Annotated in this window: 22 protein-coding genes; 14 read left to right on the forward strand and 8 right to left on the reverse strand. The window is 62.1% G+C overall.

Annotated elements, in window-relative coordinates:
• Positions 1-39: 39 nt before the first annotated feature.
• From AAFX91_RS04785 to AAFX91_RS04810, 6 genes are all read left to right on the forward strand, one after another.
• Positions 40-588: a TRAP transporter small permease subunit gene (locus AAFX91_RS04785; RefSeq protein WP_394565705.1), complete on the forward strand. Its 549-nt coding sequence runs from the start codon at positions 40-42 to the stop codon at positions 586-588.
• A gap of 43 nt (positions 589-631) precedes the next feature.
• Positions 632-2,047, forward strand: a complete 1,416-nt coding sequence (locus AAFX91_RS04790) for a TRAP transporter large permease subunit (RefSeq protein ID WP_394565706.1) — start codon at positions 632-634, stop codon at positions 2,045-2,047.
• A gap of 96 nt (positions 2,048-2,143) precedes the next feature.
• Positions 2,144-3,526: an amidase gene (locus AAFX91_RS04795; protein WP_394565707.1), complete on the forward strand. Its 1,383-nt coding sequence runs from the start codon at positions 2,144-2,146 to the stop codon at positions 3,524-3,526.
• Between the two features lie 38 nt (positions 3,527-3,564).
• Positions 3,565-5,925: a xanthine dehydrogenase family protein molybdopterin-binding subunit gene (locus AAFX91_RS04800; protein WP_394565708.1), complete on the forward strand. Its 2,361-nt coding sequence runs from the start codon at positions 3,565-3,567 to the stop codon at positions 5,923-5,925.
• A complete protein-coding gene (locus tag AAFX91_RS04805) occupies positions 5,922-6,761 on the forward strand; it encodes an FAD binding domain-containing protein (protein WP_394565709.1) in 840 nt (279 codons plus the stop codon). The genes AAFX91_RS04800 and AAFX91_RS04805 overlap by 4 nt, the downstream gene beginning before the upstream one ends.
• Position 6,762: 1 nt before the next feature.
• Positions 6,763-7,914: a 2Fe-2S iron-sulfur cluster-binding protein gene (locus AAFX91_RS04810; protein WP_394565710.1), complete on the forward strand. Its 1,152-nt coding sequence runs from the start codon at positions 6,763-6,765 to the stop codon at positions 7,912-7,914.
• 473 nt (positions 7,915-8,387) lie between these two features.
• On the opposite strand, the gene AAFX91_RS04815 is transcribed toward AAFX91_RS04810, so the two are convergent.
• The 6 genes from AAFX91_RS04815 to AAFX91_RS04840 are packed head-to-tail and all read right to left on the reverse strand — an operon-like array spanning position 8,388 to position 14,774.
• The gene (locus AAFX91_RS04815; RefSeq protein ID WP_130222481.1) at positions 8,388-9,326 is read right to left on the reverse strand and encodes an acetamidase/formamidase family protein; all 939 of its coding nucleotides are present in this window, start codon (positions 9,324-9,326) and stop codon (positions 8,388-8,390) included.
• A gap of 21 nt (positions 9,327-9,347) precedes the next feature.
• Positions 9,348-10,040, reverse strand: a complete 693-nt coding sequence (locus AAFX91_RS04820; RefSeq protein WP_394565711.1) for an ATP-binding cassette domain-containing protein — start codon at positions 10,038-10,040, stop codon at positions 9,348-9,350.
• 2 nt (positions 10,041-10,042) lie between these two features.
• Entirely contained in the window at positions 10,043-10,771 is a 729-nt protein-coding gene (locus AAFX91_RS04825) for an ABC transporter ATP-binding protein (protein WP_028163170.1), read from the reverse strand.
• A complete protein-coding gene (urtC, locus tag AAFX91_RS04830) occupies positions 10,768-11,862 on the reverse strand; it encodes an urea ABC transporter permease subunit UrtC (RefSeq protein WP_394565712.1) in 1,095 nt (364 codons plus the stop codon). Before urtC ends, AAFX91_RS04825 begins: the two co-directional genes overlap by 4 nt.
• Complete coding sequence (urtB, locus tag AAFX91_RS04835) at positions 11,859-13,466, reverse strand: urea ABC transporter permease subunit UrtB (protein WP_394565713.1); 1,608 nt, start codon at positions 13,464-13,466, stop codon at positions 11,859-11,861. The genes urtC and urtB overlap by 4 nt, the downstream gene beginning before the upstream one ends.
• 51 nt (positions 13,467-13,517) lie before the next feature.
• Positions 13,518-14,774 (reverse strand): transporter substrate-binding protein, encoded by a 1,257-nt coding sequence (locus AAFX91_RS04840; RefSeq protein WP_394565714.1) that lies wholly within the window; start codon positions 14,772-14,774, stop codon positions 13,518-13,520.
• A gap of 310 nt (positions 14,775-15,084) precedes the next feature.
• On the opposite strand from AAFX91_RS04840, the gene AAFX91_RS04845 reads away from it, so the two are divergent.
• Positions 15,085-15,453, forward strand: a complete 369-nt coding sequence (locus tag AAFX91_RS04845) for a transposase (protein ID WP_394565715.1) — start codon at positions 15,085-15,087, stop codon at positions 15,451-15,453.
• 298 nt (positions 15,454-15,751) lie between these two features.
• On the opposite strand, the gene AAFX91_RS04850 is transcribed toward AAFX91_RS04845, so the two are convergent.
• Complete coding sequence (locus AAFX91_RS04850) at positions 15,752-16,699, reverse strand: LysR substrate-binding domain-containing protein (protein ID WP_394565716.1); 948 nt, start codon at positions 16,697-16,699, stop codon at positions 15,752-15,754.
• 313 nt (positions 16,700-17,012) lie between these two features.
• Between AAFX91_RS04850 and AAFX91_RS04855 the strand changes: the two genes are divergently transcribed.
• The 6 genes from AAFX91_RS04855 (at position 17,013) to AAFX91_RS04880 (ending at position 23,966) form a co-directional block, all read left to right on the forward strand.
• Positions 17,013-18,158 (forward strand): ABC transporter substrate-binding protein, encoded by a 1,146-nt coding sequence (locus AAFX91_RS04855; RefSeq protein WP_394565726.1) that lies wholly within the window; start codon positions 17,013-17,015, stop codon positions 18,156-18,158.
• Positions 18,159-18,352: 194 nt separating this feature from the next.
• Positions 18,353-19,228 carry a branched-chain amino acid ABC transporter permease gene (locus tag AAFX91_RS04860; protein ID WP_394565717.1) on the forward strand — a complete coding sequence of 292 codons (876 nt, stop codon included), beginning with the start codon at positions 18,353-18,355 and terminating at the stop codon, positions 19,226-19,228.
• The gene (locus tag AAFX91_RS04865) at positions 19,225-21,021 is read left to right on the forward strand and encodes an ATP-binding cassette domain-containing protein (protein ID WP_394565718.1); all 1,797 of its coding nucleotides are present in this window, start codon (positions 19,225-19,227) and stop codon (positions 21,019-21,021) included. Before AAFX91_RS04860 ends, AAFX91_RS04865 begins: the two co-directional genes overlap by 4 nt.
• Positions 21,018-21,752 carry an ABC transporter ATP-binding protein gene (locus AAFX91_RS04870; RefSeq protein WP_394565719.1) on the forward strand — a complete coding sequence of 245 codons (735 nt, stop codon included), beginning with the start codon at positions 21,018-21,020 and terminating at the stop codon, positions 21,750-21,752. The genes AAFX91_RS04865 and AAFX91_RS04870 overlap by 4 nt, the downstream gene beginning before the upstream one ends.
• Before the next feature lie 22 nt (positions 21,753-21,774).
• Positions 21,775-22,473, forward strand: coding sequence for a cyclase family protein (locus AAFX91_RS04875; protein ID WP_394565720.1), 699 nt, complete (start codon positions 21,775-21,777; stop codon positions 22,471-22,473).
• An 86-nt stretch (positions 22,474-22,559) separates the two neighbouring features.
• Positions 22,560-23,966, forward strand: a complete 1,407-nt coding sequence (locus AAFX91_RS04880) for an amidase (protein ID WP_394565721.1) — start codon at positions 22,560-22,562, stop codon at positions 23,964-23,966.
• Positions 23,967-25,078: 1,112 nt separating this feature from the next.
• Here the strand turns inward: AAFX91_RS04880 and AAFX91_RS04885 are convergent.
• Positions 25,079-25,642, reverse strand: coding sequence for an amidohydrolase family protein (locus AAFX91_RS04885; RefSeq protein WP_394565722.1), 564 nt, complete (start codon positions 25,640-25,642; stop codon positions 25,079-25,081).
• On the opposite strand from AAFX91_RS04885, the gene AAFX91_RS04890 reads away from it, so the two are divergent.
• Positions 25,643-26,479: IS256 family transposase (locus tag AAFX91_RS04890; RefSeq protein WP_394565723.1), on the forward strand; the 837-nt coding region annotated here is incomplete at its 3' end.

Genomic DNA, 26,479 nt, shown 5'->3' on the forward strand with positions numbered 1-26,479 from the left:
GAAGTCGGCGCGCTCACGGCGCCAGTGTGGGAGAGATCGATGCATGCCTTGCTCGCCTTTAGCCGTAAGATCGACTCCGCCAGCGCAGTATTCGGCCGCATCGCGGACTGGATGGTCGGTCTGTCATGCGCCATCAGCGCCGCGAACGCCGTCATTCGCTACGGCTTCAGCTACAGCTCCAATGCGTGGCTGGAAGCGCAATGGTACATGCTCGCAGGCATAGTCATGCTCGGGGCGAGCCACACGCTGTTTCGCAACGAGCATGTCCGCGTCGACCTGCTCTATGGCAATTTCGGTCCGCAAACCCGGCTATATGTGGACGTTTTCGGCATCATCTTCTTCCTGCTTCCGGCGACAATCCTGCTGACATGGGTGACATGGCCGTTCTTCGTCACGAGCTGGGTGACCGAGGAAGGTTCGTCCAACGCCGGCGGATTGATGCGCTGGCCGGTGAAGCTGATCCTTCCGGTCGGCTTCCTGCTGCTCACCCTTCAGGGCATGTCCGAGCTGGTCAAACGCATCGCGCTGTTGTGCGGCGTGGCGCCCGAGGCCGAGGTCATGACCGAATATCACCGTATGGAACAATGACCGCTTCCGCCCCACACATCCGATCCTCGAAAGAACTGTCCCGATGCTGACGGTGGCCCATATGCCGCCGCTAATGTTCGGCGGCCTTGTTCTGTTCCTGCTGATCGGCTTTCCAGTCGCCTTCTCGCTTGCGGCCGTTGGCTTGTTTTTTGGCTTCCTGTCAGTCGGAATGGGCTTTTTTTCCGAGGCCTATCTCGGAAACCTGCCGCTGCGCATCTTCGGCATCCTGTCCAACGATCTGCTGCTGGCTATTCCCTTCTTCACCCTGATGGGCGCGATCCTCGAACGCAGCGGCCTTGCCGAAGACCTTCTGGAGGGCACCGGCCAGTTGTTCTGCGGCGTGCCCGGCGGGCTCGCTTATGCGGTCATCATCGTCGGCGCCATCCTCGGTGCAATCACCGGAACCGTCGCCGCCTCGGTGATCGCCATGGGTATGATTTCGCTGCCGATCATGATCCGCTACGGCTACGACATGCGCATCGCAACCGGCGTGATCGCAGCCTCCGGAACGATCACGCAAGTCATACCGCCGTCGCTCGTGCTCATCATACTCGCTGACCAGCTCGGCCGATCTGTCGGCGACATGTATGCCGGCGCGATCGGTCCTTCGATCCTTCAGGTGCTGCTCTTCCTTGCCTTCATCGCCGCCGTTTCGATCATTTCTCCGCAGCGCGTCCCGCCCTTGCCCCAAGAGGCGCGCGCGCAGCGTGGATGGGTGCTGGTGCGACGCGTCCTTTGGGGCATGGTGCCGTCGATCGTCCTGATTTTCGTGGTGCTCGGCACGATTTTCATGGGCCTCGCGACGCCGACGGAAGCCGGCGCCATGGGCGCGGTCGGCGCGGTCATTCTCGCCGCCTTGAACCGTCGACTAAGCTGGCCGCTGGTCAATCAGGCGATGCAGAACACCATGCGCATCACATCCATGGTGATCTTCATTCTGATTGGATCCACGGTATTCAGCCTGGTCTTCCAGGGCGTCGACGGCTCCCGCTGGATTGAACACCTGCTGAGCCATGTGCCGGGCGGACAAGTCGGCTTTCTGATTTTCGTCAACATCTTCGTATTCTTCCTGGCCTTCTTCCTCGACTTTTTCGAGATCGCTTTCATCATCATTCCGCTGCTGGCGCCCGTTGCCGACAAGCTCGGCATCGACCTTGTCTGGTTCGGGGTACTGCTTTGCGTCAACATGCAGACGAGCTTCATGCACCCTCCCTTCGGGTTTGCACTGTTCTACCTGCGCGGCATCGCTCCGAAGGAGGTGCTGTCGCGCGACATCTACCTCGGGGCGCTGCCATGGGTCGGATTGCAGCTCGTCCTGGTGGCGATCGTGATCTTCTGGCCGGCGAGCGTCACCTATTGGATCGACAAGCGATCGAACGTCGATCCGGCTACGATCCGCATCGATCTGCCGAAGACTGACAGCGAGGACAGCGACACGTCGACGGTGAACTTCAAATAAGCGCCGCTGCGAGTCTCCCTCGCATGACAGCCGCTTGACAGCGCTGGTTATATCGTCAGTATACCCCTTATTTCGCCATCGATGATCTTGACGCACATGCAGATCAATATCCGCGCGGGAACGGGCAGCGTCGAAGACGCCATCTCCGACACGATCGAGCGCTGCGAGCAAAGCCAGCCGACGCTTAACGCCTTTGTCCAGATCGACCGCGACGGCGCGCTTACCGCGGCGCGCGTCATCGACGCGAGCGGCGCGTCCGCTGTACCGCTCGCCGGTGTTCCGGTCAGCGTGAAAGACATCCTGAATGTCGGCGGCCTGCCGACGAACTGGGGCTCGCGGCTGATGCAGGACGCCGCAGCCGCCGCGGCGGATACGATCGCGGTGGCGCGGCTGCGCAAGGCCGGAGCAATCATCATCGGCAAGAGCACGACCACCGAATTCGCCCATAGCATGATGGGCTCCTCGCCCCTGACCGGCCTCACCATCAATCCCTGGAATCCGGCGGCGACGTGCGGAGGATCGAGCTGCGGCGGCGGGGTGTCCGTTGCCGCAGGCCTGGTACGCCTTGCCCTCACCACCGACGCGGGCGCATCGACGCGGCTGCCGGCCGCCTGCACCGGCGTGCTTGGACTGAAACCCACGCTTGGCCGTATCCCGCACGATCTTGTGCCGGAAGGGTTCGCCAACTTCATCCACCTCGGCGTGATCACGCGCAACGTCGCGGATATGGCACTCGCGCTCGAAGCCATGGCCGGCCCGGCGCCGAACGATCCGCATTCGCTCGGCCTGCCGCGGTTCGACGCATCACAGATCAGCACGCAGGTGGAAAACCTCGCCGGCAAGCGCATCGGCCTGATCATGCAGGTCGGTAACGCGCGCGTTAGCCGCGGGATGACTGAGACGATTCGGCGTGTTGCGAAGACGTTGGAGGGGTACGGCGCCCCCGTTACGGACATCGAATGGGCGATGGACAATCCGGAACCGACCTGGCGCATCCTCCAGCAGTCGAACTGGGCGGCGCGGCTCGGCAAGATCATCGACGAGGTCGAGGACAAGATCGAACCGAGCCTGGCCGAAGGCGTGCGCGTCGGTCTCTCCTTTTCCGGACAGGACCTTCAGGGGGCGCTCAACAAGCGCACGGCCCTGTTCCGGCACGTGCAGAAGCTGTTTGACGGATTTGACTTCCTGCTGACGCCGGTCATGAGCCGGGAGCCGCTGGATGCGCTGCACAAGCCGCTCGATCCGATCAGCATCGACGGGGAGGTGGTCGGCGACATGCGACGCGAATGGACGCCGTATCTCAGTCTGTTCGATCTGACCGGGCATCCCGCGATCAGCGTGCCCACCGGCCTCTCGGACGGCGGTGTTCCGCTGGCGTTCCAGCTCGTCGCCCCCTGGTATGAGGAGGCCAGACTGCTCGGGGCCGTCGCATTCCATGAGCAGCACCACCCCTGGCAGCTTCTCGACGCGCAGCGATGAGGTAAGGTGTCAGTCGGAGCGCAGGGAGCATGACGCAGATGGCACACGGAAACGACGGCGAAGGCATCGGCGCCCGGGCGCCCCGGAAAGAAGACGCCCGGCATCTACACGGCCGCGGCCAATTCACCGCCGACATTCGCATCCCGGGGATGCGCGAAGTCGCGTTCCTGCGCAGCCCCGTGGCGCACGCGCTCATCACCCGACAGGGCAAGCCGCAGGGCTCCGAGGATTGCGTCTTCTTTCACAGCGACCTCGCCGGCGTCGCGCCGATCACCACCCGCTCCTCCATTCCCGGCTACAAGGTCTCCGACTATCCCGCGCTGGCAAACGGACGCGTACGCTTTGTCGGCGAGATCGTGGCGATGTGCGTCGCCGACAACCGGGCGGCGGCGGAAGATCTCTGCGAGCTCGTCGATGTCGATTACGATGCAATCCCTGTGATTGCATCGAGCACCGCCGGCCGCCAGAGCGAGGCGACGCTGCTGCATCGCGAATGGGGCGATAATCTCTTCCTCGAAACCAGCTTCGATCGCGGCATGGACGAGATCGCCCGAACGGCGCCGATTAGCGTCGAGCTGGAACTGTCGACCGCCCGGCAAGTCATGCATCCGATGGAAGGCAAGGGCCTCGTTGCGTGGTGGGACCATCGCGCTGGGCAGCTTGTCGTGCATACCTCCACGCAGGTGCCGCATCTGATCCGCATCGGCCTGGCCGAATGTCTCGGCATTCCGCAGGCGATCGTGCGCGTGGCGCCGCCCGATGTCGGCGGCGGCTTCGGCTACAAATGCATGCTGATGCCGGAGGAGATCGCGGTGGCCTGGCTGGCGCTGACGCAGAAGCAGCCGTTCCGCTGGATCGAAGACCGCCGCGAGCATCTGACCGCTGGCGCCAATGCGCGCCAGCACGAATACAAACTGAAGGCCTATGCCGACGCGCGCGGACGGCTGCTTGGTCTCGATGCCGAAGTGTCGGTCGATTGCGGCGCCTATTCGGTATGGCCGTTCTCGGCCTGTCTCGAAGCCGCGCAGGCTGGCGGAAACCTGCCGGGCCCTTACGATCTCAAATCCTATCGCTGCAAGACCTATTCGGTCGCAACCAACAAGCCGCCTTTTGCTCCATACCGAGGCGTGGCGCGACCGGGCGTCTGTTTCGCGATCGAACTGACCATCGATGCCATCGCGAAGGCGGTTGGACGCGAGGCGTGGGAAGTGCGCATGGAAAATCTCGTCGCGGCCGCGGCGATGCCCTACACCAACATCACCAACAAGCATTACGACAGCGGCGACTACCCGGCTTCGCTTCTGGAAGTAAAGCGCATGATCGATTTCGACGCGCGACGCAGGCTGCCTACACGCGACGAGAAAGGCCGCTATCTCGGGATCGGCTTTGCGAGCTATACAGAACAATCTGCGCACGGCACCAAGGTGTTTGCCGCCTGGGGGCTCCCGCTGGTGCCGGGCTTCGATCAGGCACATGTCAAGCTCACGCCCGACGGCGCGCTCGAAGTCAAAGCCGGCATCCACACGATCGGACAAGGGCTCGAGACCACGCTGGCGCAGGTCGCGCACGAAATGACGCGCGTTCCGCTGAAGGATATCCGGGTGACGCTGGGCGACACCGCGACCACGCCCTTCTCCACGGGCGCCTACGCCTCGCGCGGTATCGTGATGACCGGCGGCGCGGTATCGCGCGCAGCAGACATCGTTGCCGGCCGCGTCAAGGCCATCGCGGCGCATCTGATGCAGGTCAAACCGGAGGATATCACTTTCCGCGAGGGCCGGATTTTCGCGGGTGCCGCGAATGTTTCCTATGCGGATGTTGGCCGCGCCTGGTACATCCGCCCCGACGAATTGCCTGACGGTGTCGATCGCGCCGGCCTGGAAGCGACGGCCGCCTACAAGCCCGAGGTCGACAGCGGCGTCTTCTCCTATGCGAGCCACGCCGCCTATGTCGCCGTAGACGCCAGGACCGGTCTCGTGGAAATCCTTGACTACGCCATCGTCGAGGATTGCGGGCGCATGGTGAACCCGATGATCGTCGAGGGACAAACTTTCGGCGGTGCGGCGCAGGGCGTGGGAACGGCGCTATTTGAGGAGAGCCCCTATGACGACAATGGCCAGCCGCTGGCCTCGACCTTGATCGATTACCTGTTGCCGGGGCCGACCGAACTGCCGCGTTTCCGCATTCATCATATGGAAACACTGTCGCCCTATTCCGCGCATGGCATCAAGGGCGTCGGCGAAGGCGGCGCGATCGCGCCGTCAGCAGCGATCGTCAACGCCATCAACGATGCGCTTTCGCCACTGAATGCCGTGCTGCGCGACATCCCGGCGACGCCCGAGCGCATTCTTGCCGCCATCGCGAAAGGCGGACGCGCCAACACCAAGGATGCGGCATGAAACCGGCGGCTCTGGATTACGCGCGGGCGCGGACGCTCGACGACGCGCTCGAGTGGCTCGCCGCCGGCGATGGACAGGTCAAGGTGTTCGCCGGCGGCCAGTCGCTTGGGCCCATGCTAAATCTGCGCCTCGCGCGCCCGGCCAAACTCATCGATATCAGACACATCCCGCAATTGCGCGCGATCGAGGCGGACAGCCGCATGTTCTCGCTCGGCGCGACCTGGACGCATGCCGAGGTCGAAGACGGCATGATCGAAGACCCGACGCGCGGGCTTCTGCCTTTCGTCGCCCGCGGCATCGCCTATCGCGCGGTGCGCAATCGCGGCACAGTCGGCGGTAGCCTGTCTCACGCCGATCCAGCAGCGGACTGGGTGTCCACGATGGCCGCGATCGGAGCCATCATCGAAATCCGCAGCGCCAAAGCCTCAGCGCGATCCGTCGCAGCGCACGACTTCCTGCGCGGCGCATTCACGCCGCAACTTGCGGCGGAGGACATCCTGTGCGCCGTGCAGATCCCGCGATTCTCCCCCGATATGCGTTGGGGCTATTACAAGGTCTGCCGTAAGACCGGCGAGTTTGCCAAGGCGATCGGCGCATGCGTCGTCGACCCGAAGCTGGATATCTGCCGCGTCGTCGCCGGTGCCCTGAATGGCCGCCCGCTGCTGTTGTCGCGCACGGCCGCAGCGTTGCAGCAGGATGGCACGGACAAGGCCACCGCCCTTGTCCGCGACGAGATCGAGGACATGCTCGCTACGCTCGACGTCGCACATCGGCAGCAACTCGCCGTGGCCGTGGAGCGTAGCCTGGCGCAGCTCAACGATCCGCGGAGATCCTGACATGCTAGCGATCGATATCTCGCTTTCGGTGAATGGCCGATCGGTGCGCACCAGCGCGGAGCCGCGCACGCAATTGCTGGAATTGCTGCGCGAAGATCTCAACCTGACCGGCGCGCATGCCAGTTGCGAACAGGGCGTCTGCGGTGCCTGCACAGTGATTGTCGACGGCAAGCCACAGCGCTCTTGCATCAGCTATGCCGGAGACGCCGATGGCGCCTCGGTCACGACGATCGAGGGACTCGACAACGATCCGCTCATGGGTGAACTGCGCGCCGCGTTCACCAGGCATCACGGCCTGCAATGCGGCTTCTGCACGCCCGGCATGCTGATCACGGCACGTGATATCGTGGTTCGCCTTGGCGAGCTTACGCCGGCACGCATCCGCGAGGAACTGTCGGGCAATCTGTGCCGCTGTACTGGCTATGTCGGTATCGTCGAGGCGATCCTAGAGGTCAGCGCAGGCAAGCAGCCTGCCGCAACTGTCGCTCCCGCCGTAGCCAGCGCGGCCCGAACGGCCCCGCCAGCGTCCGAACTCGTGAAGCAGGCTGTTTCACTGGCCGAGAGACCTGCTTCGGCAAGTGTCGCGGCCACGCCGTCACGGCAAGGATGGACCTCGATCCAACAGCGGCTTCAGATCGCCTCGGCACCGGCCGACGTGTGGACGAAGCTCGCCGATCTGAAGCAGGTCGCGACATGCCTGCCCGGCGCGGAAATCACGACCATCGACGGCGACCAAATCGAAGGCCGGATGCACATGGCGTTGGGGCCGATGAAAGTCTCGTTCAAGGGTGACGGCAAGCTTACGCTGGATGCGACGGCGCGTCAGGGCCGCATGACCGGTCGCGGACGCGACACTGGATCTGGATCGAGCGCCGAGGGCGAAGTCGAATGGAACGTGTTGCCTGGCGACGCCGATCCGGCTGCTACGAGCACATTGGCCGTCACCTTGTCATGGCGTCTAAGTGGCCGGCTGGCGCAGTTCAATCGTGCTGGCCTGGTGCAGGACGTCGTGCAGCGCCTGACAGCGGACTTCACGGCCAATCTCGAGCGCTCACTCAAGGGCGAAACGGCTTTGTCGGGCCGGATCAAGCCAATCAGCTTCTGGTCCCTGGCATGGGCCATCCTGAAGGGCCGCGTGGCCGGACGGCGCTGATCATCGCGATGGGAGATCGACATGACATTCACCATCTGCAGTACCAACCCGTAGGAAATCGTCGATTGGCGTAGGAAATCGTTGTCTGTGTAGCGGGGAGCGACCCGAAGGACAAGAATTCAACTGCCCCCACGATGGGATTGTCCGCCAGGAACGTTTCACCTGCGCGGCCGTACGGCGAGCCATTGAGTGCCACGACCCTCAATCGAGAAGCGGCACATGGCTCGGCTCCGTTGCATCTCCGTCATTCGGCACGAGGCCGCTCTGTTGTCCTAAGTATTATTGGGGGTCATCGGACCAACGGCGGCCGGGTCTCGCAGGTCCAAAGATGGTCTTACAACGTCCAAAGCCTTGCTTCGGGGTGGACAAGTTCAACTTATCTACGGCTCCGAAGGATCACGACGGAATGGCCTCGGCTTGGCGAGCCCGGACCTACCGGCGGGGTGGCGCGCCTTGGCATCTCTCGCTGGCGCTCACAGATAGGATTTCGGCAACAGCATATGGATGCCCTTGTTACCGTCGACGAGCTGGGTGACCCGCAGATTTCCGGCAAGCGAGCAGAGCATATAGGCTTGGTTGCGAGACAGGTTGGTGCGCGCGCAGATGTGCTTGACCATCTCGCGCACCGCCTGCTTCGCGGCATCGTCGAGATCCTCATCGAGGCCGATCGACATCAGATGCGTCGAACTCTCGGCAAACGGCCATGACAGCTCCATGTCCTTACGCACCGTCAGGCGGAACGTGCCGGTCACGCCAGTTTCGAGCGCGGTAATGCAGACCTCGCCGTCGCCCTGCACGCCATGTCCGTCGCCGGCGAAGAACAGCGCGCCTTCATTGTAGACCGGCAGATAGAGCGTCGTGCCGGGACGAAGTTCCTTGTTATCCATGTTGCCGCCGAAGCTGCGCGGCACCGGCGAGCCGCAACGGCCCCAGGCCGCCGGCGGCGCGGTGGCGATGATGCCGAAGAACGGGTCGAGCGGGATCTCGAGACCCCAGGGCATCACGCAGACATTGCGTTCATGATCGACCTTCGGATGGATCGTTTCGTATTCCGTGAACTCGTCCGGCAAGGTACCCAGCAGCGGCAAGATCGACACGAAGCCCCAGTCCTGCCGCACCTTCACGCTGAGAATGTCGACCTGGAGGACATCGCCGGGCCTCGCACCCTTCACGTAGACCGGGCCTGTGATGAAATGCGGGCCTGGTCCCTGAGCCAGCGTATCCAGCGCCAGCAGATAGTCGGCCGGCACGATGCTGCGATCCTCCGGCAGGCACTCCTTTCCACCGGCGGGGAAGGAATGCAGCGTGACAGTGTCGCCGGACGCGACCTCCAGAACCGGCGGCGTGGTGCTGTCGAGATAGCCCCAGACCATGTTCTCGGGTGCGGAGGAAATTTCATGACGGCGCGAGATGGGCTTGCTCCCTTTGTGATGTCAGATGGCGATGTAGCGGCTTAACAACTCGCGGCTCGACTGATCCATGCGGCCCGCTTCGGCCACCGAGCCGCGCGACAGCACGACGAAGGCGTCGGCAAGGCTGACGGCGAAGTCGAGATATTGCTCGACCAGAAGCAGCGAGATTTTGCCCTTGAACGAGGCCAGCACATCCTTGATCGCGGCGACGAGATTGGGCTGGATCCCTTCGGTCGGCTCGTCGAGGATCAAAAGGCCAGGCTTCGTGACGAGCGCGCGGGCGATCGCAAGCTGCTGCTGCTGTCCGCCGGAGAGCGCGCCGCCGGGGCGTCGCCACATCTGACTGAGCACCGGAAACAGTGCGACAGTTTCGTCCACGACATCCGTTCCGAACGTGCCGTGCGCACGGGCCGCAGCCTCGATGTTCTCGCCGACCGTGAGCTCGGAGAATATCTCGCGACCCTGCGGCACGTAGGCCAGTCCGGCGGCCGAGCGCCGATGCGACGACCAGTCCGATATCTCAGTGTCGTCGACCAGCACGCGGCCTCGTGACGCCGGCAGAACGCCCATCAGGCATTTCAGCAGTGTGGTCTTCCCCGCGCCGTTCCGGCCGAGCACCGCGAGACACTCGCCGGGCATGATCTGGAAGCCCACCTTGCGCAGAACCTGCGCGCTACCGTAATGCTGATCGAGGCTCTCGACGCGGAAGCGCATGCCTATCGACCCAGATAGACGTCGATGACGCGCGCGTCGGCCCTTGCATTCGCCATCGAGCCCTCGAACAACGTCTTTCCTTCGTGCAGGACCGTGACGCGATCGGCGATCTGCTCGACGAAATCCATGTCGTGCTCGACCACGACGATGGCACGATCGGCGCGCTTGAGACTTCGCACGAGAGCGGCCGTTCGTTCGGTCTCTTCGTCGGTCAAGCCTGCGACCGGCTCGTCCAGCATCAGCACGGACGGGTTTGACGCCAGGACCATGCCGATCTCCAGCCACTGCTTCTGTCCATGCGCGAGTTCGGATGCGGAGCGATTGGCCAGGGCCAAGAGGCCGACAGCATCCAGAACCTCTGCGACGCGTTGATCGAGTTCGGCTCTCGAGAGAGACCATTTCAGCCCGCCCTGCGCACCGATCTCGATGTGCTGGCGTACGTTCAGGCCCTCGAAGATGCTCGGCTTCTGGAATTTCCGCCGGATGCCCGCACGGGCGATCTGGGATTCACCGGCGCGCAGCACATCGGTGGCGTCGCCAAAGATCACCCGGCCCTTCTTGGGTTGCGTGATGCCGGAGATCACGTCCAGCAACGTCGTTTTGCCCGCGCCGTTCGGCCCGATCACCGCTCGGACCTCACCGAAATCGATCGCCAGCGATAGCGTATCGATGGCACGAAAACTGCCGAACTCGACCGTCACCGCGTCGATCACCAGCGCGGTCCCGCTCATCGGTTCAGCTCCGCCGGTTCGGAAGACAGCCGTGAGATCAGCGGGTGATGAAGCCTGAACCTGGCGAGATCGACGAGCCCGTTCGGGAATACGAACACGACCAGCACGATGAGCCCCGAAAGGATGAACGGCCAGAGCTCGGGTGCGGCAGCCGACAGCCAGAACTTGATCGCATTGACCAGCACCGCGCCGATGACGGCGCCGATCAGGTGCCCTCGTCCGCCGATTGCGACCCAGACCGCGATTTCGAGCGACAGATCGGGCGCGAGCAGCCGGGGATTGATGATGCCGACCTGCGGCACATAGAGCATGCCGGCGAGTGCCGCGATCAGCGCCGACAGGCACAAGACGGCGAGCTTCAACAATAAGGTGTCATAGCCGAGCGTGCGCAACCTCACCTCGTCGTCCCGCGCCGCGATCATGAGCATGCCGAAGCGGCTCTGCAGCAGCAGGCGGCAGCCGAGCATCGTCAAGGCAAGGGCAATGACCGAGATCGCCGCGATCGCGATGACGACGCCGCGCGAGCCGATCGGCCAACCGAAGATGACGGCGAACCCGGTCATGCCATTGTTGCCGCCGAAGCCGGTATCGTTGCGGAACATCAGCAGCATCGCAACATAGACCAGCGCCTGGGTGATGATCGCGAAATAGACACCGCCGACCCGGGAGCGGAACGACACGTAGCCGAACACGCCGGAGATCAGGAGCGTCACGGCAACAGCGATAACCGCAGCATAGACAAAGTAGCCAAAGCCCGCCCAATAGAACGGGAACGCCGTCCAGCCCATGAACTGCATGAAGTCCGGCACCTTGCCGGTGACCTCGAAGGAATGCTTGAGGAGATACATCGCGACGACATAGCCGCCGATGCCGAAGAACAGCCCGTGTCCGAGCGAGAGGATGCCGAGATAGCCCCAGATCAGGTCGAGCGACAGCGCCAGCACCGCGAAGGCCGCGAGTTGCCCGATGGCATTGGCGAGATAGGCGGACAAGCCGAACGGAACCGCGATGGACATGACCAGCAACAGCGCGACCGCAAGCACTGCGGCCAACACAGTCAGGAACGGCCGATCCGACCAGATCGAGCTCATTTCCGGCGTCCCTTGACGGCGAACAGGCCTTCCGGCCGCCATTGCAGGAAACCGATGATCATCAGGAGCACGATGACCTTGGCCGCAACCGCGCCCCACAGCGGCTCGATCAGCACATTGATCTGCCCGATGCCAAGCGCCGCGACGATGGTGCCGGCGATCGTGCCGACGCCGCCGAGCACCACCACCATGAAGCTGTCGATGACAAAGTTCTGTCCCATCTGCGGATTGACGCTGTAGATCGGCGCAAGCGCCAGCCCCGCCAATCCTGCAAGTCCCGAACCAAGTCCGAACGCCAGCATGTCGACGCGGCGCACGGCGATGCCGATACAGCCGGCCATAGTCCGATTCTGGGTGACGGCCCGTATGTTCAGCCCCAGCGGGGTCAGGTGCATCAAGCCCCAGGTCAGGCCAAGCGTGATCGCCGCAAACGCGATCGCAAACATGCGGTTCCAGGTAAAGATGAAGTCACCGATCACGGGCACCCCGCCGGTGATGTAGAACGGCGTTACGAATTGGAGGTTCTGCGTGCCGAATGTGACGCGCACCAGATTGATCAGGAACAGGCTGACCGCCCAGGTCGCAAGCAGGCTCACCAGCGGACGGCGATAGAGATGGCGCAGAAGGATCGCTTCCAGCACGATGCCGATCGCGGCGGTCGCCAGGAAGACAGCAGGGATCGCAATGATGAGATACCACTGCAGCATGCCGGGCGCGATCTGCCGCAAGGCTTCCTGCACCAGCCAGGTGATATAGCCGCCAAGCATAATGAACTCGCCTTGCGCGAGATTGATCACGCCCATCAGGCCGAAGATGACCGCCAGCCCGATCGCGGCCATGAACAGGATGCTCGCGAAGCTCAGGCCATTGTAAAGCGTGGCGAGCATGTCGCCGATCGTGATGCCCCGACGGATCGCTGCGCTCGCCGCATCGACGGCGCGCCTGAAGTCCGTATTGGCGCTGTAGGCGGGATCGTTTGTCAGCGGTCCTACCAGCGCCAGCGCGTGCCGGTCCGGCCGGGACGCGATGCGGCCGATCGCGGCGATGCGCTTGTCCATGTCGGGTGAGTTCAAGGCGGCTCCCTGCGCCACTGCCGAGATCTGCGCTTTCAGGCCAGGATTGCTCTCGTCGCGGCCGGCCGCCTCGAACAGTTGCTCGGGCAGGTTCGAGGCCTGCCGTTCCAGCGTGCGCAGGGCTGCAGCGCGCCGAGCGGGATCCGGCGAGCCGCGCAAAGCGAGCGCCGCGTCGGCTGTCTCGAACACCGCCCTGTTCTTCAGGCTAAGCAAGGGCGACCGGCTGCCGTCGGCGGCGCTCCGTGCCGCCCGCGTCAGCGCGTCAACGGACCCGTCAGCCGAGGCGACGACGGCGCCCGTGGCGTCGCAGGACAGTTTCCGATCCATCACACTGCGTGCAATCAGCGCGGCCCAGGCGCGATCGTCGGGAGAGCCGTCCGCCGCGATGCCGGTCATTGCGCGACCCGCCTCTCCCATCGCGGCCGCGTCGCCGCACACTTTGCCGATCAGATCGGCCCGCTCCACGGCACCAGCGGTCGAGCACCACGCGACAACGAGCACGCACAACACAAGCGCAAGGCCGCGAGTCACGCACGACCATCCGAGCGAAGCCGACAGGCCAGGCGAGCCTGCGATCACTGGTCAACTATAAGGGCTGAACGGAACAGGTTTTGGCGTATCCTTGGATTGCCAAAGAATGTCAAAGCCCTGCTTCTCGTTGACCGAACCGATGAAGACGCCCCGCGAGACATAGTTGTTGTCGGCCGTCATCGAGAGCTTGTATCCGGACGGACAATCGAAGGAGAGACCCGCGAAGGCCTTCGTCACTTCCGGCACATCGAACGAATTGGCCTTGGTCGCTGCCATGGCCCAGAGATGAACCGCATCATAGGCCGAGACCATCGGATCGATGGCGACATCCGCCTTGAACGGCACGTTGTTGGCCTTCACGTAATCGGCCCACTGCTTGAGGAAAGCCGTGTTCGCCGGCGCCTTCGCGTTCTGCAGATAAGCCCAGCAATTGAGATGGCCGACCAGCGGCTCCGTGTTGAGACCTTCGAGATCGGCTTCGACCATGTCGAGCCCGAGCACCGGCACGTCGGTGGCCTTGACCCCCTGATTGGCGAATTCGCGCAGGAAGTCCGGAATCGACGAACCAACCACCGTCAGCACCACGATCGGCTTGCCGCCGCCCGCGTCCGCGAAGGCGCGGATCTGGTTGACCAGCGTCTGGAAGTTGGAGAAGCCCAGCGGGACATACTCTTCCTTCCACGCGCTCTCGGCGATGCCCTTGGACTTCCAGTAGCCCTTGAGCTGCTTGTTGATCGTACGCGGCCAGACGTAATCCGAGCCGAGCATGAAGAAGCGCTTGGCGCTGACACCGTCTTCGCTCATCAGATAATCGACCGCCGGCAGCACCGAGCTCGCGGGTGGCGAATTGACATAGACGACGTTCTTCGAGTTCTCGTCACCCTCGAAATGCAGTGGGTAGAACAGCAGCCCGTTGGCCTGTTCAACCACGGGAAGCACGGTTTTGCGCGAGACCGAGGTCCAGCAGCCGAACAGTGCTGCAACCTGGTCCTGGTCGAGCATCTGCTTGCCAATCTGCGCGTAGAGCGGCCAGTCGGAGGCGGGATCGGACACCATGACCTCGATGGTGCGGCCGTTGACGCCGCCCTTCGCGTTGATTTCCGACGCGGCCATCTTCACGACGTGATTCAAGCGGCCCTCGATGTTGGCCATCGTCCCCGACGACGAAAACAGGCAGCCGAGCTTGACCGTGCCGCCGGCTGCATTTGCGGAACGTACGATCGCCGGCATAGCGACCGATGTCGTCAGCGCCGCCGCCGCGCCAAGTCCAGTTCCGCGAAGAAACGAACGCCGTGAAAACCTTGCCATGGATCGGACCTCTGCTCTCCGAGTGCTGTCCGATTTCAAATCATGGCATTTGGTCAGGCAACGCCAAATAGTATTCAGGTGTGCTCAAGCGCTCGGCAAGGACTTTGCTTCTCGAAGCGTGATGTCACTTTTGCCATTTAGGATGTTACCTTTGCCTCGCGAGGCGACCGCAATGACGCAATGTGCGCAACACCCGCGATGCATCGAACCGCGTTGCCGTCATGCCGGCAGCGCAAGCATCGCGTCTCTATCAAATGGCTGAAATCTATGCGATATGCCCGTAGTCGGTCACGTATGAGGGTCCACGCCGATGCGCCGCTCACAGCACACTGAACACGAAATTTTATTCCTGCTCGAAGAGGCGGATGCCGGCATTTCGATTGCCGAAATTTGTAGCACGGCCCGTGTCTCGCTGCGGACCTTCTATCGTTGGCGCAAACGTTATGGCGGTCTCACCTCGCCCGCCCTTCGTCATCTGCGGGAGCTTGAGATCGAGAACCAGCGCCTGCGCACCATGCTCGACAAGCTGTCGGAGAACCGCCACGACCGCCGCGCGAGAGCAACGCTGGACAAAATCCCGCGTCAGGATTTCGGCTCGAGCCAGGCGTCGGTGGAAGCTGCAGAGCAGTCGCGCGGCGCCTGCCTGGGTCGTTTTGCCTCGATCCGCTACATGCGCTGACACCTTCAAACGAGGCGGCATTTCGCTGATTTCGAACAACAATTTTGGCTCGCCCGGTATGGCTGGACGGTTGCCAAGCCGCTGGTGAGCAGATCACGATCAGGGGCGCGATGATGACAAATGGAATCCGCATCAGGGCGGCGAATATCGGAACGGTGAGCAGCACCAGCGCGACGGCGACCATGTTGCAGCCGAGTATCAGGTCAGGCAGCTCTGGTTGCATCTGAAATACGATACTCCGACAAAGACGGGAACTACGTGACGAAAATAGTTCCTGTCCGGGATGGATGGACCGCGGTCAACGTTCCGCAGTGACCTTGTCGCCGTGCAACTTCGCCCGCCAGGTGCCTTGCTCAACCATCTCCGCGATCAAATCCGCCATGATGCGGGCCACCGCTTCGCTGCCCCGAGCGTTCATGGTCCGCTGCGAAACCACCACCGCGAGAGTCCATGAGGGCACCGGGTCGACGATGGGAATTGCAACCATCTCGCCTCGCTTGAGCTCATCGGTGAACGCAAAATGCGGCATGACGGCCATGTAGTTGGCGTCGCACACCAGCTTGCTGATTGCAGGCAGGCTGTCGCAGTCCTTGACCGTGAGCGTCACATCGTGACGCGCCGCGAGTTGCTCAATCACCACGCGCAACACGTTTGGCCGCCCAGGCAGCGCGATACGATCGCTTGCGAAGACCTTCCTGAACGGGACCGATTTCCGCCTGACCATCGGACTGTCCTTGGCGACGAACAGCATCAGGTCCTCGCTCATCATCTCGGTCCAGGCGACATGCTCGAACGCCTTGTGATTGTACAGGAGAGCTACGTCGAGCCTACCTGCCTGGATCAATTCGTCCAGGAAGCCGGTCATGGCCTCGACGAGATGCAGCGTGACGTTCGGAAGCCGCCTTGCCATCACCTCGAATAGCGGTAATGAAAGTCCTCTCGCCGCCGATGTCGGGAGCCCGACGGAGACACGTCCCGACGGCGCAAGCGTCTGCGAACGCACGTTCTTCTTGGCGTGGTCGACTTCGTCGAGGATGCGTCGGGCGTGATCATAAAGTTGCTGGCCGCGCTCGGTAGCCGTGACCCCTCGCGCATGCCGCACCAGCAATTCGACGCCGAGCTCCTCTTCCAGTTGCTTGATCTGTTGACTGAGGGAAGGCTGGGCGATGCGCAGCACCTCGGCCGCGCGCGAAACATTGCCGCTCTCGAAGATCTGCACGAAGTATCGAAGCTGGCGGAGATCCATCGCGGCGGAGACGCTTCAATATGTCACTGTTGTTCTGCTCTCAAATTGAGCATCAGAGAAAACCTATTGCCTAACAGAAGATATAGCTCATTAAAATCAATTATTTCCTAGCCGTCAAGCTGCTTGAAACGAGAGCACGTAAGGTGGCATAGGTTTTTCCTATATCAGACCATTGGAATTTGATCTTTGTTCTCGAAGTTCTTTTCTCGTTAGCTGCCGACAAGAAGGGGCGTTTGTTTCAGCAAAAAGGCATCGGAGATCAGTTATGACTTCGCGAATTGGGGTTGGCGCCGGGCTCGCGGCGGTGACGATGATGAGTTTGTTGTCGACGGTGGCGGTTGCCGAGCAGATGCCTTGCATTGGCAACTCTTCAGCCACGACCGGCCCCGCAGCCTTCGGCGGGCAGGCCATCAAGATGGGAGCCGAGATCGCGATCGAGGAGATCAACGGGACGGGCGGCGTGCTTGGAAAGAAGCTCAGCTTCATTCAGTACGACGATGCCGGCGCGCCGCCTCGCGGCGTCGACAATACCCGCCGCATCGCGCTGGCCGACAAATGCATTGCTATCCTCGGCGGCTACCACTCGACGGTCGCCGTGGCGCAAGCCGAGCCGGTCAATGACATCGGCATTCCCTATGTCGGCGTGCTCGCGGCCAATACGAAAGCGATCGAAAATGGCCACAACCCGAATTTCATGTTCCGTGTCTCCGCCAAGGACAAGTGGGTCGCGCGCTATCTTGTCGACCAGGCGCTGAAAGCCTCGAAGTCGGGCAAGGTCGCATTCTTTTATGAGAATACCGGCTGGGGCAATGGCGCGATCGCCGACGTGAAGGATGCGATGGCGAAGAAAGGCAAGGAGCTGGCCGCAGCCGAGACCTTCAACTGGGGCGACCAGGACATGTCGCCGCAGGTTATCCGCGCGCGCGACGCCGGCGCCGACGTCGCGCTGTTCTGGGCGCTCGACCGCGAGGGCAACCAGATCCTGCGCTCGATGGACAAGGTCGGCTGGAAACCTACCATCATCGGCGCGTGGGGCATTGCCGGCAACCTCGGAGAGTTGGCCGGGCCGCTCGCCAACGGCGTCGAGGTGATCCAGACCTATACTTTCATGGGGTCAATGGACGCAAAGAAGCTGGCGCTCTGGGACAAGGTGAAGGCCAAGTACGGCCTCAAGGATCCCGCCGAGATCAAGATGGGTTCCGGCGTCGCCAACGCCTATGATGCTGTCCACATCATCGCCAGGGCGATCGAAAAGGCACAATCCTACGATTGGGAGAAGGTTCGCCAGGCCCTCTATACCGTGGACTACGACGGCCTGGTTGCCGAATACAAGCCGGCCTTCGACCCGTCCGATCCCGAACGTCAGGATGCAATCCTGCCAAAGTACTACAAGCTCACAGTGTGGGTTGACGGGAAGCTGTTGCCGATCGAGCAGACGGCTTACGGCAAGACAAACTGACGACGGACACTTCCATCGTTGCGGACTCCGCCTGAGCACCCGCAACGCTGGCTGCCGTGACCAGCATCAATCAACATCGTGATCGCGCTGCGAATGGCATCGGCCAAACACGCTACGATTGCCTTCGATAACGAGCGCAAATCGACCACGCCGCGTCCAACCGGCCGATTTGATCGCAAGCCGCGAGTCCAGCAGTGACGACGACCATCCAATACATCCTGTCGGGCCTTGCCATCGGCGGCATCTATGCGCTCGTCGCACTCGGCTTCCACATCATGTGGTCGGCGGCGAAGGCGGTAAACTTTGCGCATGGCGACACGCTCATGCTGGGGGCAGTGGTCGCGGTGATCGGCGTCGATCAGGGCGTGCCGATGCCCCTCGCCTGTCTTCTCGGTATCGCCGCCGGCGGCATATTCGGCATTCTGCTGGAACGATTTGCGGTCCGTCCGTTCGTGGGTGCGGCGACGTCGGTCGGCTGGATGCTGACCACGCTGGCCGTCGGGGTCATGACCGAGGCGCTCGCAACCCTGCAGTTTGGAGGATTCTCGCGACCGCTGCCGTCGCCCGGCGTGGCAGGCGCCGTTCATATCCTTGGAGCGGGCGTCTACCCCCAGGAACTCTTCATTCCCGTTTTTGCCGTGGCCGTCGTGATTGGCCTCAAGCTGCTGCAGCGGCACACGCTGGTCGGCCGTGCCATGCAGGCCGTCGCCCACAACAAGCAGGCAGCCGCCCTGATGGGCATCAACGTCAACCGCATCACGGCACTCTCGTTCGGCCTCGCATCCCTGTTTGGCGCGGCCGCCGGAATCCTCGTCGCGCCGGTGATCCAGGTATCAGCCAGCATGGGCGCGATCCTGGGCTTGAAGGGTTTCGCGGTCGCCATCATCGGCGGCATCACCAGCGCGCCGGGCGTTGTTATCGCCGGTTTCGCGTTCGGCGTGATGGAGAAGTTCGTTGAGGGTTATGTCTCGACGGCTGCCCGCGAGATCGTCGGCTTCAGCGTGATGGTTCTGGTCTTGCTCGCGTTCCCGCAAGGCCTGTTCGGCAAGCGTGAGGTTCTCAAGGTATGAGGTACCTCAACGCGATCGGCTTCCTCGTCTTTGGTCTCGTCCTGATCGCGGTTCCGCTTCAGGCCGCCAACGAATACGAACTACGCCTGTTCATGCTGTTCCTGATCTATGGCCTGATTGCAGCCGGACTGAACGTGCTTGTCGGACTAAGCGGTCTGGTTTCACTGGGGCAAGCCGGTTTCTTCGCGCTCGGTTCATACACCGCGGCGATCCTCGCGACGCGGCTGCATTTTGATGTCGTCGCTTGCTGCATCAGCGCGGCCGTCGTCTGCAGTCTCTTCGGCGCCCTGCTCGCCTATCCATCGGTGCGCGTGCGCGGCGTCTATCTCGCGGTGGTGACCATTGCCTTCGGCATCATCGTCGAAAACGTTGCAATCGAATGGCAGTCTCTCACCGGAGGCACAACAGGACTGACGTCGATACCCCGACCGAATCTTTTCGGCATCAAACTGTCCGGCTTCGCCTTCTACTGTGTCCTGGCAGGAGCTCTGTTCGTCGCGGTCCTGCTCATCCACCATCTGCGATATTCGCGATATGGACGCGCAATGCTTGCCGTCGCCCAAAGCGAAACCGCGGCACGCGCGCTCGGCATCAACCCAACTGCTATCCGCACGCTGTCCTTTGCCGTGGCATCGGTGACCACGGGAATTGCCGGCGCGCTGTACGCCTTCCTGAACTCCTACATCTCGCCGGACATCTTCACGTTCTCCGACAGCGTGCGCTTCCTTTTGATGGTGATCCTCGGCGGCGCGGGATCGACCTTCGGCGGCGTCATCGGCGCTTATATTCTGACCTACCTGCCGGAATATCTTCAGCAGTTCCAGATTTGGCAGAGATTCGCCTATGGCGCGCTGTTGCTGCTGGTGATGTTCGTCATGCCTCTCGGGATCGTCGGGACGCTGCGCTCCCTGTTCGACCGTCTCCGCCGGCCCGATCCTGCTTCAGCATCGTCGGAAGGCGTTCCAGCCGAGAAGAGCTTGCATCATGAAGCCCGCGAGCTTCCGGCGGAACTCGTGGCAAGCGATTTGACCGTTCGGTTCGGTGGCTTGACGGCCCTGTCGAAGGTCTCCTTGCGGGTCAAGGGCGGCGAAATACACGCGCTGATCGGCCCCAATGGCGCAGGCAAGTCCACCTTCGTCAACACGGTTTCCGGCTTTTACCAGCCGAACGAGGGATGGTTCGAACTCGATGGGATCGGGCTGACGGCGTGCCGTTCATACGACGTTGCGAGGCTCGGGCTGGCGCGAACCTTTCAGAACACCGAGTTGTTCGGTGACTTGAGTGTGCTCGACAATGTAATGGTCGGCTACCACCAGCGCCTGCGCTACGGACTCGCCGGCGCGTTGCTGCGCACGCCGAGGATGCGGCACGACGAGCGTGAATGCCGAGCGGCCGCCATCGGCCTGTTGGATTTCGTCGGACTGTTGCCGCAAGCCAATGATACAGCGCGGCACTTGCCGTTCGGCCTGCAGCGCCGGCTGGAGATCGCACGCGCACTCGCGACCAAGCCCCGACTTCTGCTGCTTGATGAGCCGGCGGCCGGCCTCACTTCCCAGGAGATCGACGATCTCGAGGCGATGATACGCCGCATCGCGAGCCTCGGCATTTCGGTGCTGTTGATCGAACATCATGTCGACCTGATCATGGCGCTCGCCGACACCGTCACCGTGCTCGACTATGGGCAGGTGATCGCAAGCGACATGCCGGCCACAGTTCAGAACGACCCACGCGTGATCGAGGCCTATTTCGGAACGTCGCTCTCGCATACGCTACCGCAAGAGGCAAGGGCATGAGCGAGGCGCTGCTCGACGTCCGCGACATGGAGTTGCGCTACGGTGCGGCCATTGCGGTGCGCGGCGTATCGTTCACGATCAGCCGCGGCCAGTTTGTCGCGGTAATCGGCAATAACGGCGCCGGAAAATCGTCGATGGTGCGCGGCGCAACCGGTCTGGTCCGGCCGTCCGCCGGACAGGTCTACTTCCGTGGCGAGGACACCGCTCACCTGGGTGCCGACCGCAAGGTTGCCCGTGGGCTTGTGATGGTCCCGGAAGGGCGGCTGCTGTTTCCGGACCAGACGGTGAAGGATAATCTCATTCTTGGAGCCTATCTGCGCGGCGGCCTGAAGGACGAGGCTTCGCGCGCGACGTTCGAAAAGGTTCTCGAGCTGTTTCCGCGATTGAACGAGCGATTGCAGCAGCAGGCGGGCAGCATGTCCGGCGGCGAGCAGCAGATGCTCGCGATTGCCCGCGGCCTCATGGCACGGCCCGAGCTTCTCATCATCGACGAACTGTCACTCGGTCTGGCGCCGAAGATCGTCGATCAATTGTTGGCGACGCTCAGCAAGCTCAACCGGGAAGGCCTGACCATACTGCTCGTCGAGCAGCTTGCTTCGCATGCGCTCGCGGTCGCCGATTACGGATTCGTGGTGTCCAACGGACGCATCACGCGCCAGGGCCCGAGTTGCGAACTCGCCCGCGACCCCGAGGTGATGGAAGCATTCCTCGGCAAGAAGAAGCGTTCTTAACCCCAAAGCCTAAGGAGTGACCATGGCTCAGCGTATCGTTGATCTCAGCCTGACTATCGAAGACAACATGCCAGCGCACAAGCTTTTTCAGCGGCCGGTGATGGCGGTTCACATGAGCCACGAGAGCACGAAATCGGCCGATCTCGGCGTGCCGGGCGATCCCATGACCTTCCAGACAAACTTCATCGCGATGCTCGATCACGTCGGAACGCATGTCGATGCGTTCAAGCATGTCAACCCGAGCGGCAAGCCAATCGACGAAATGCCGCTGGAAATGTTCATGGGAAAGGCCGTTTGTTTCGACCTGCAGCATATCCCGGATCTCGGCGACATCACGGTTGCGGACATGGAGGCGGCCGAGAAGAAAGCCGGTGTCAAGGTCAACGGGCATATCGTGCTGCTCTGCACCGGCTTCCACAAGCGCAATTACCCCAGCCTCGATTCAGTCTGGAAGAATCCACTTCTGACCGTCGAAGCCACGAGGTGGCTTCACGAGCGGGGGTCGAAGATGCACGGCGTTGAAGGACCGTCAACCGACAAGCCGACCGACAATATCTTCGCGCAACACCGCCTGTGCCGCGACCTCGGCATCAGCCATTGGGAATGGCTGGTCAATCTTGAAGAGCTGATCGGCAAGGGCGAATTCCAGTTCTTCGGCGTACCGCTGAAGTTCAAGGGTGGTTCGGGATCACCAGTGCGCGCCTTTGCCGTCATCAACTAGGGCCGCCCCACCGAACTTGCGAAACAATCCGGACGGCGTTCCCTGCGTGCCGTCCGGAATTTCTCTCCTGCAAAGAGGTTACAGCGATGTCGGCCGAATTCGACACCATGAGCGCGACGGAGATGCGCCGACGCGTTGTCGCCAAGGAGATATCGCCGGTCGATTTGACGAAGCGTGCGCTCGAGAAAGCCGAGGCGACGCAAGCGACGCTCAATGCATTTTATCTGCTGATGCCGGACGAGGCCCTCGCCGCGGCCCGGCAGGCCGAAGCCGCCGCGATGAAGGGCGATCCCCTCGGCCCGATCCATGGCATTCCGTTCTCTGCGAAGGACTTGATGGCGGTGAAGAGCGTCGGTTACGCGTCCGGTTCGCTGACAATGAGATCGAACGTCGCCTCCGTGGATGCGCCGGCGGTCGAGCGGGCCCGGGCTGCTGGCGGCATTCTGATCGGCAAGACCACGACGAGTGAATTCGGCTGCAAGCCAGTGGGGGACAACCGGCTTACCGGCATCACCCGCCATCCCTGGAACCTGGACAAGACGCCGGGCGGCTCGAGTGCCGGCGCGGCCGCATCGGTTGCCGCAGGTATCACGCCCTTCGCGCTCGGCACCGACGGCGGTGGATCGATCCGTATCCCCGCTTCCTTCTGCGGCCTTACCGGAATCAAGGGACAGTTCGGCCGCGTACCGGTGTGGCCGACTTCCGCGACACCAACACTTGCACATATTGGTCCGCTGGCGCGTTCGGTCGAGGACGCCGCGCTGCTATTTTCCGTTATCGCCGGCTTCGATCGCCGCGATCCGTTCAGCGTCGCTGGCCCCGTCCCGGACGTCATTGCGGCGCTGGCGCAACCCGTCGCCGGAATGAGAGTGGCTTACAGCCCGACCTTGGGCTACGCGCGGCCCAATGCCGAAGTCCTCAAGCTGACCGACCGCGCCGCAGAAACGCTTGAAACGCTCGGCTGCCAGGTCGATCTTGTCGAGAAGGTCTTCGACGCCGATCCCGCGGACTTATGGACGGCAGAATTTTATGCCGGCGTGGGCATTCGTCTGCGATCATTCATAGAGAATCAGCGCGACCTGCTCGATCCGGCGGTCGCCGATGTGCTCGAACCGGCGCTGACCCAGGACATGCGCGATTATTACACCAAGGTATTTTCCCGCTATGCCCTGCGCGACACCCTTCGTGGTTTCTTCGAACGCTATGACATATTGATTTCGCCGGTCCTTCCCGTCACCTCGCTCGAGATTGGCAAGAATATTCCCGACGAATTGCCAGATCGAAATCTCGTCTCATGGGTCTATTACACCTATCCCTTCAACCTTACCGGACAGCCGGCAGCGTCGGTCTGCGCGGGAGTCGCAGCGGACGGAATGCCGGTCGGGCTTCAGATCGTCGGACGATCACACAGCGAGCACGACGTCGTGCGCCTGGCCGCTGCATTCGAACGAGCCCAGATCCCCGGATACAATGTACGAAACTATCCGATCTGATCTTATGAGGCAGATGATGTCGGCCTCGCTAACTCCATGCAAGGCGGGAAGAGGTGCCACCGCCCCATGCCAGCCGACTCTTATTCGGCTCCTGGACGCAAGCCGAAGCGCCTCATTGGGCACTCGGTCCGCCAAGTAGATTGGCGTGAGGGATCTTAGCCCGTAGCAGCGGGGAAGCGACTCGAACCCCAACACCAATTTTTGTCCTCACTGTCATTCGCGCAGTTCTTCGCGACCAACCGATCACCGAGCTCTACTTGTGACGGGCGCGATCAACTCCTTAGTCGTTTGCGTGCCCCTGCCCTATCCAACTCTCCAAGCCGCCAGCGCTTCTGCGGACGTCGCATCACTCCAAAGAACGATCGCCCACACTTGCTCTCAATAGATCTTTCTTGATCTCCTGGTGCACACGTCGTGCACACGCACCCTACTAACCGATTGAAAAATTTGAACTCTCGCTCCAATCCATCATGGGCAAGTTTCAGCTAACAACGGCCAAGAACAGCGTGGCCAATCAAATTTCGGCCGCTTTGCGCCAAAACCCGCCGGTGCTCGAAGCTAAGCTTTGGGCCTCCGGCCCTTCTGTACGATCCAACGCGCTGCGATACTCCATTAGTGAAGACGCAATGGATTTTGGACTTCTACCAGGATAAGCCAAGCTCGCTACGGTCAGAATTCTCAACGCGAAGGAAGCGAGAACAACTCCACCAGACTACGCAAAACTGCGCGATAGCAGCCGGCCGCCCTACTCCCACTCAATCGTTTCGAAGGGCGTTTGGTCGTTGATTTGCAAGCACGAATTTCCAAGTCGGACGGACAAATGCCGACGGTATACCCGCCGCATTTTCTTGACCTTGAATTCACAGAATAATTTTGCTCCTCACACACACTACCAATTCCGCGACCTGTCGGAGTCTATCGACTGGATGGCGCGCCACCAACACTGACAGTGCTCGACTGACACAAATCTTCAAATACCGTCAGATGTCCGGAACACACCTCCGTCGCCAGAGCCCGCTCCCCGCACTGCCGTCCTCCGACCCAAGCGTCCGGCGTCGGCGAATGCTGGCGACGTCGACATTGCACGCTTCGGCGTTCGTCTCCTCCCTGAGTCAGCGTTGAAAGACGACCTTGCCTCCAACCAGCGTGATGTCCGCCTTGATGTCTTTGATCTGCTCTTCCGGAATGGCCATGTAGTCCGCGGAAAGGACCGTGAGGTCTGCAAGCTTGCCCGGCTGTATCGTACCCTTGCGTGCTTCGTCGAACGTGTAGCGCGAAGCTGCCGACGTGTAGAGACGGAGCGCCTGTTCGCGACTGATAGCTTCCGCGGCGCCGTACACGTTTCCATTGGGATCTTTCCGCGTCACCATGATGTACATGTTGAGGAACGGGTTGATCGGGTTGACGGGGAAGTCGGTTCCGGCGCCGAGGCTGTCCAGCCCCATTTTTTCGATCAAGGTCTTGGTCGGCACGGCGCGATCGGCGGTCGGCCGTCCCAGGAAGCGCTCGACGGTCGCGGCCTTATCCCACATGAAGACGTTCTGGAAATCGACTCTGACCCCCAGCTTGTGAGCGCGCTCCATCTGCTCGGGCCTGATCAGACTCGCGTGAATGGAGGGTGTCAGTAACTCAGTGTAAGATGGTTTCTGTGAGTTTACCTTTGACAGGAGACTCACATGGCTACGGATTTTTCACCTGAGATTTTGGACCAGATTCTTGCGGGGGGCAGCCTCAAGGCGGAAGACCTGGCCGGCGAAGACGGTCTTTTCAGACGACTGAAGAAGGCGCTTCTGGAGCGCGCACTGGGTGCGGAGCTGACCCACCACCTTGGCTACGAGAAGGGCGACCCGGCGGGCCGCGGGTCGGGCAACAGCCGCAACGGCACGAGCAGCAAAGCGCTGTTGACGGACGACGGCGAGATCGAGATCGAGGTGCCGCGCGACCGCGCCGGCACGTTCGAACCGGTGATCGTCGCCAAGGGCCAGACCCGCTTCGACGGCTTCGACGAGAAGATCATCAGCCTCTATGGGCGGGGCATGACGGTGCGGGAGATCCAGGGCCATCTGGCTGAGCTCTACGGCACCGAGCTGTCGCCCGATCTGATCAGCAAAGTCACCGACGCGATCCTCGACGAGGTCCGCGAATGGCAAAGCCGGCCGCTGGAATCGATCTATCCGGTGGTCTTCTTCGACGCGCTCAGGGTCAAGATCCGCGACGAAGGGATGGTCAAGAACAAGGCGGTCTACGTCGTGTTGGGCATTACTGCATCGGGCGAGAAAGACGTCCTCGGGCTTTGGATCGAGCAGACCGAAGGCGCCAAATTCTGGCTCAAGGTCATGAACGATCTGAGGAACCGCGGCGTCGCCGACATCCTGATTGCCGTCGTCGACGGTCTGAAGGGCTTTCCCGAGGCGATCAACAGCGTCTTTCCCAAAGCGATGGTCCAGACCTGCATCGTGCATTTGATCCGCAACAGCCTGTCCTTCGTATCCTGGAAGGATCGCAAGGCGATC

This window comes from Bradyrhizobium sp. 31Argb (genome assembly GCF_043638955.1).
GTDB lineage: Bacteria > Pseudomonadota > Alphaproteobacteria > Rhizobiales > Xanthobacteraceae > Bradyrhizobium.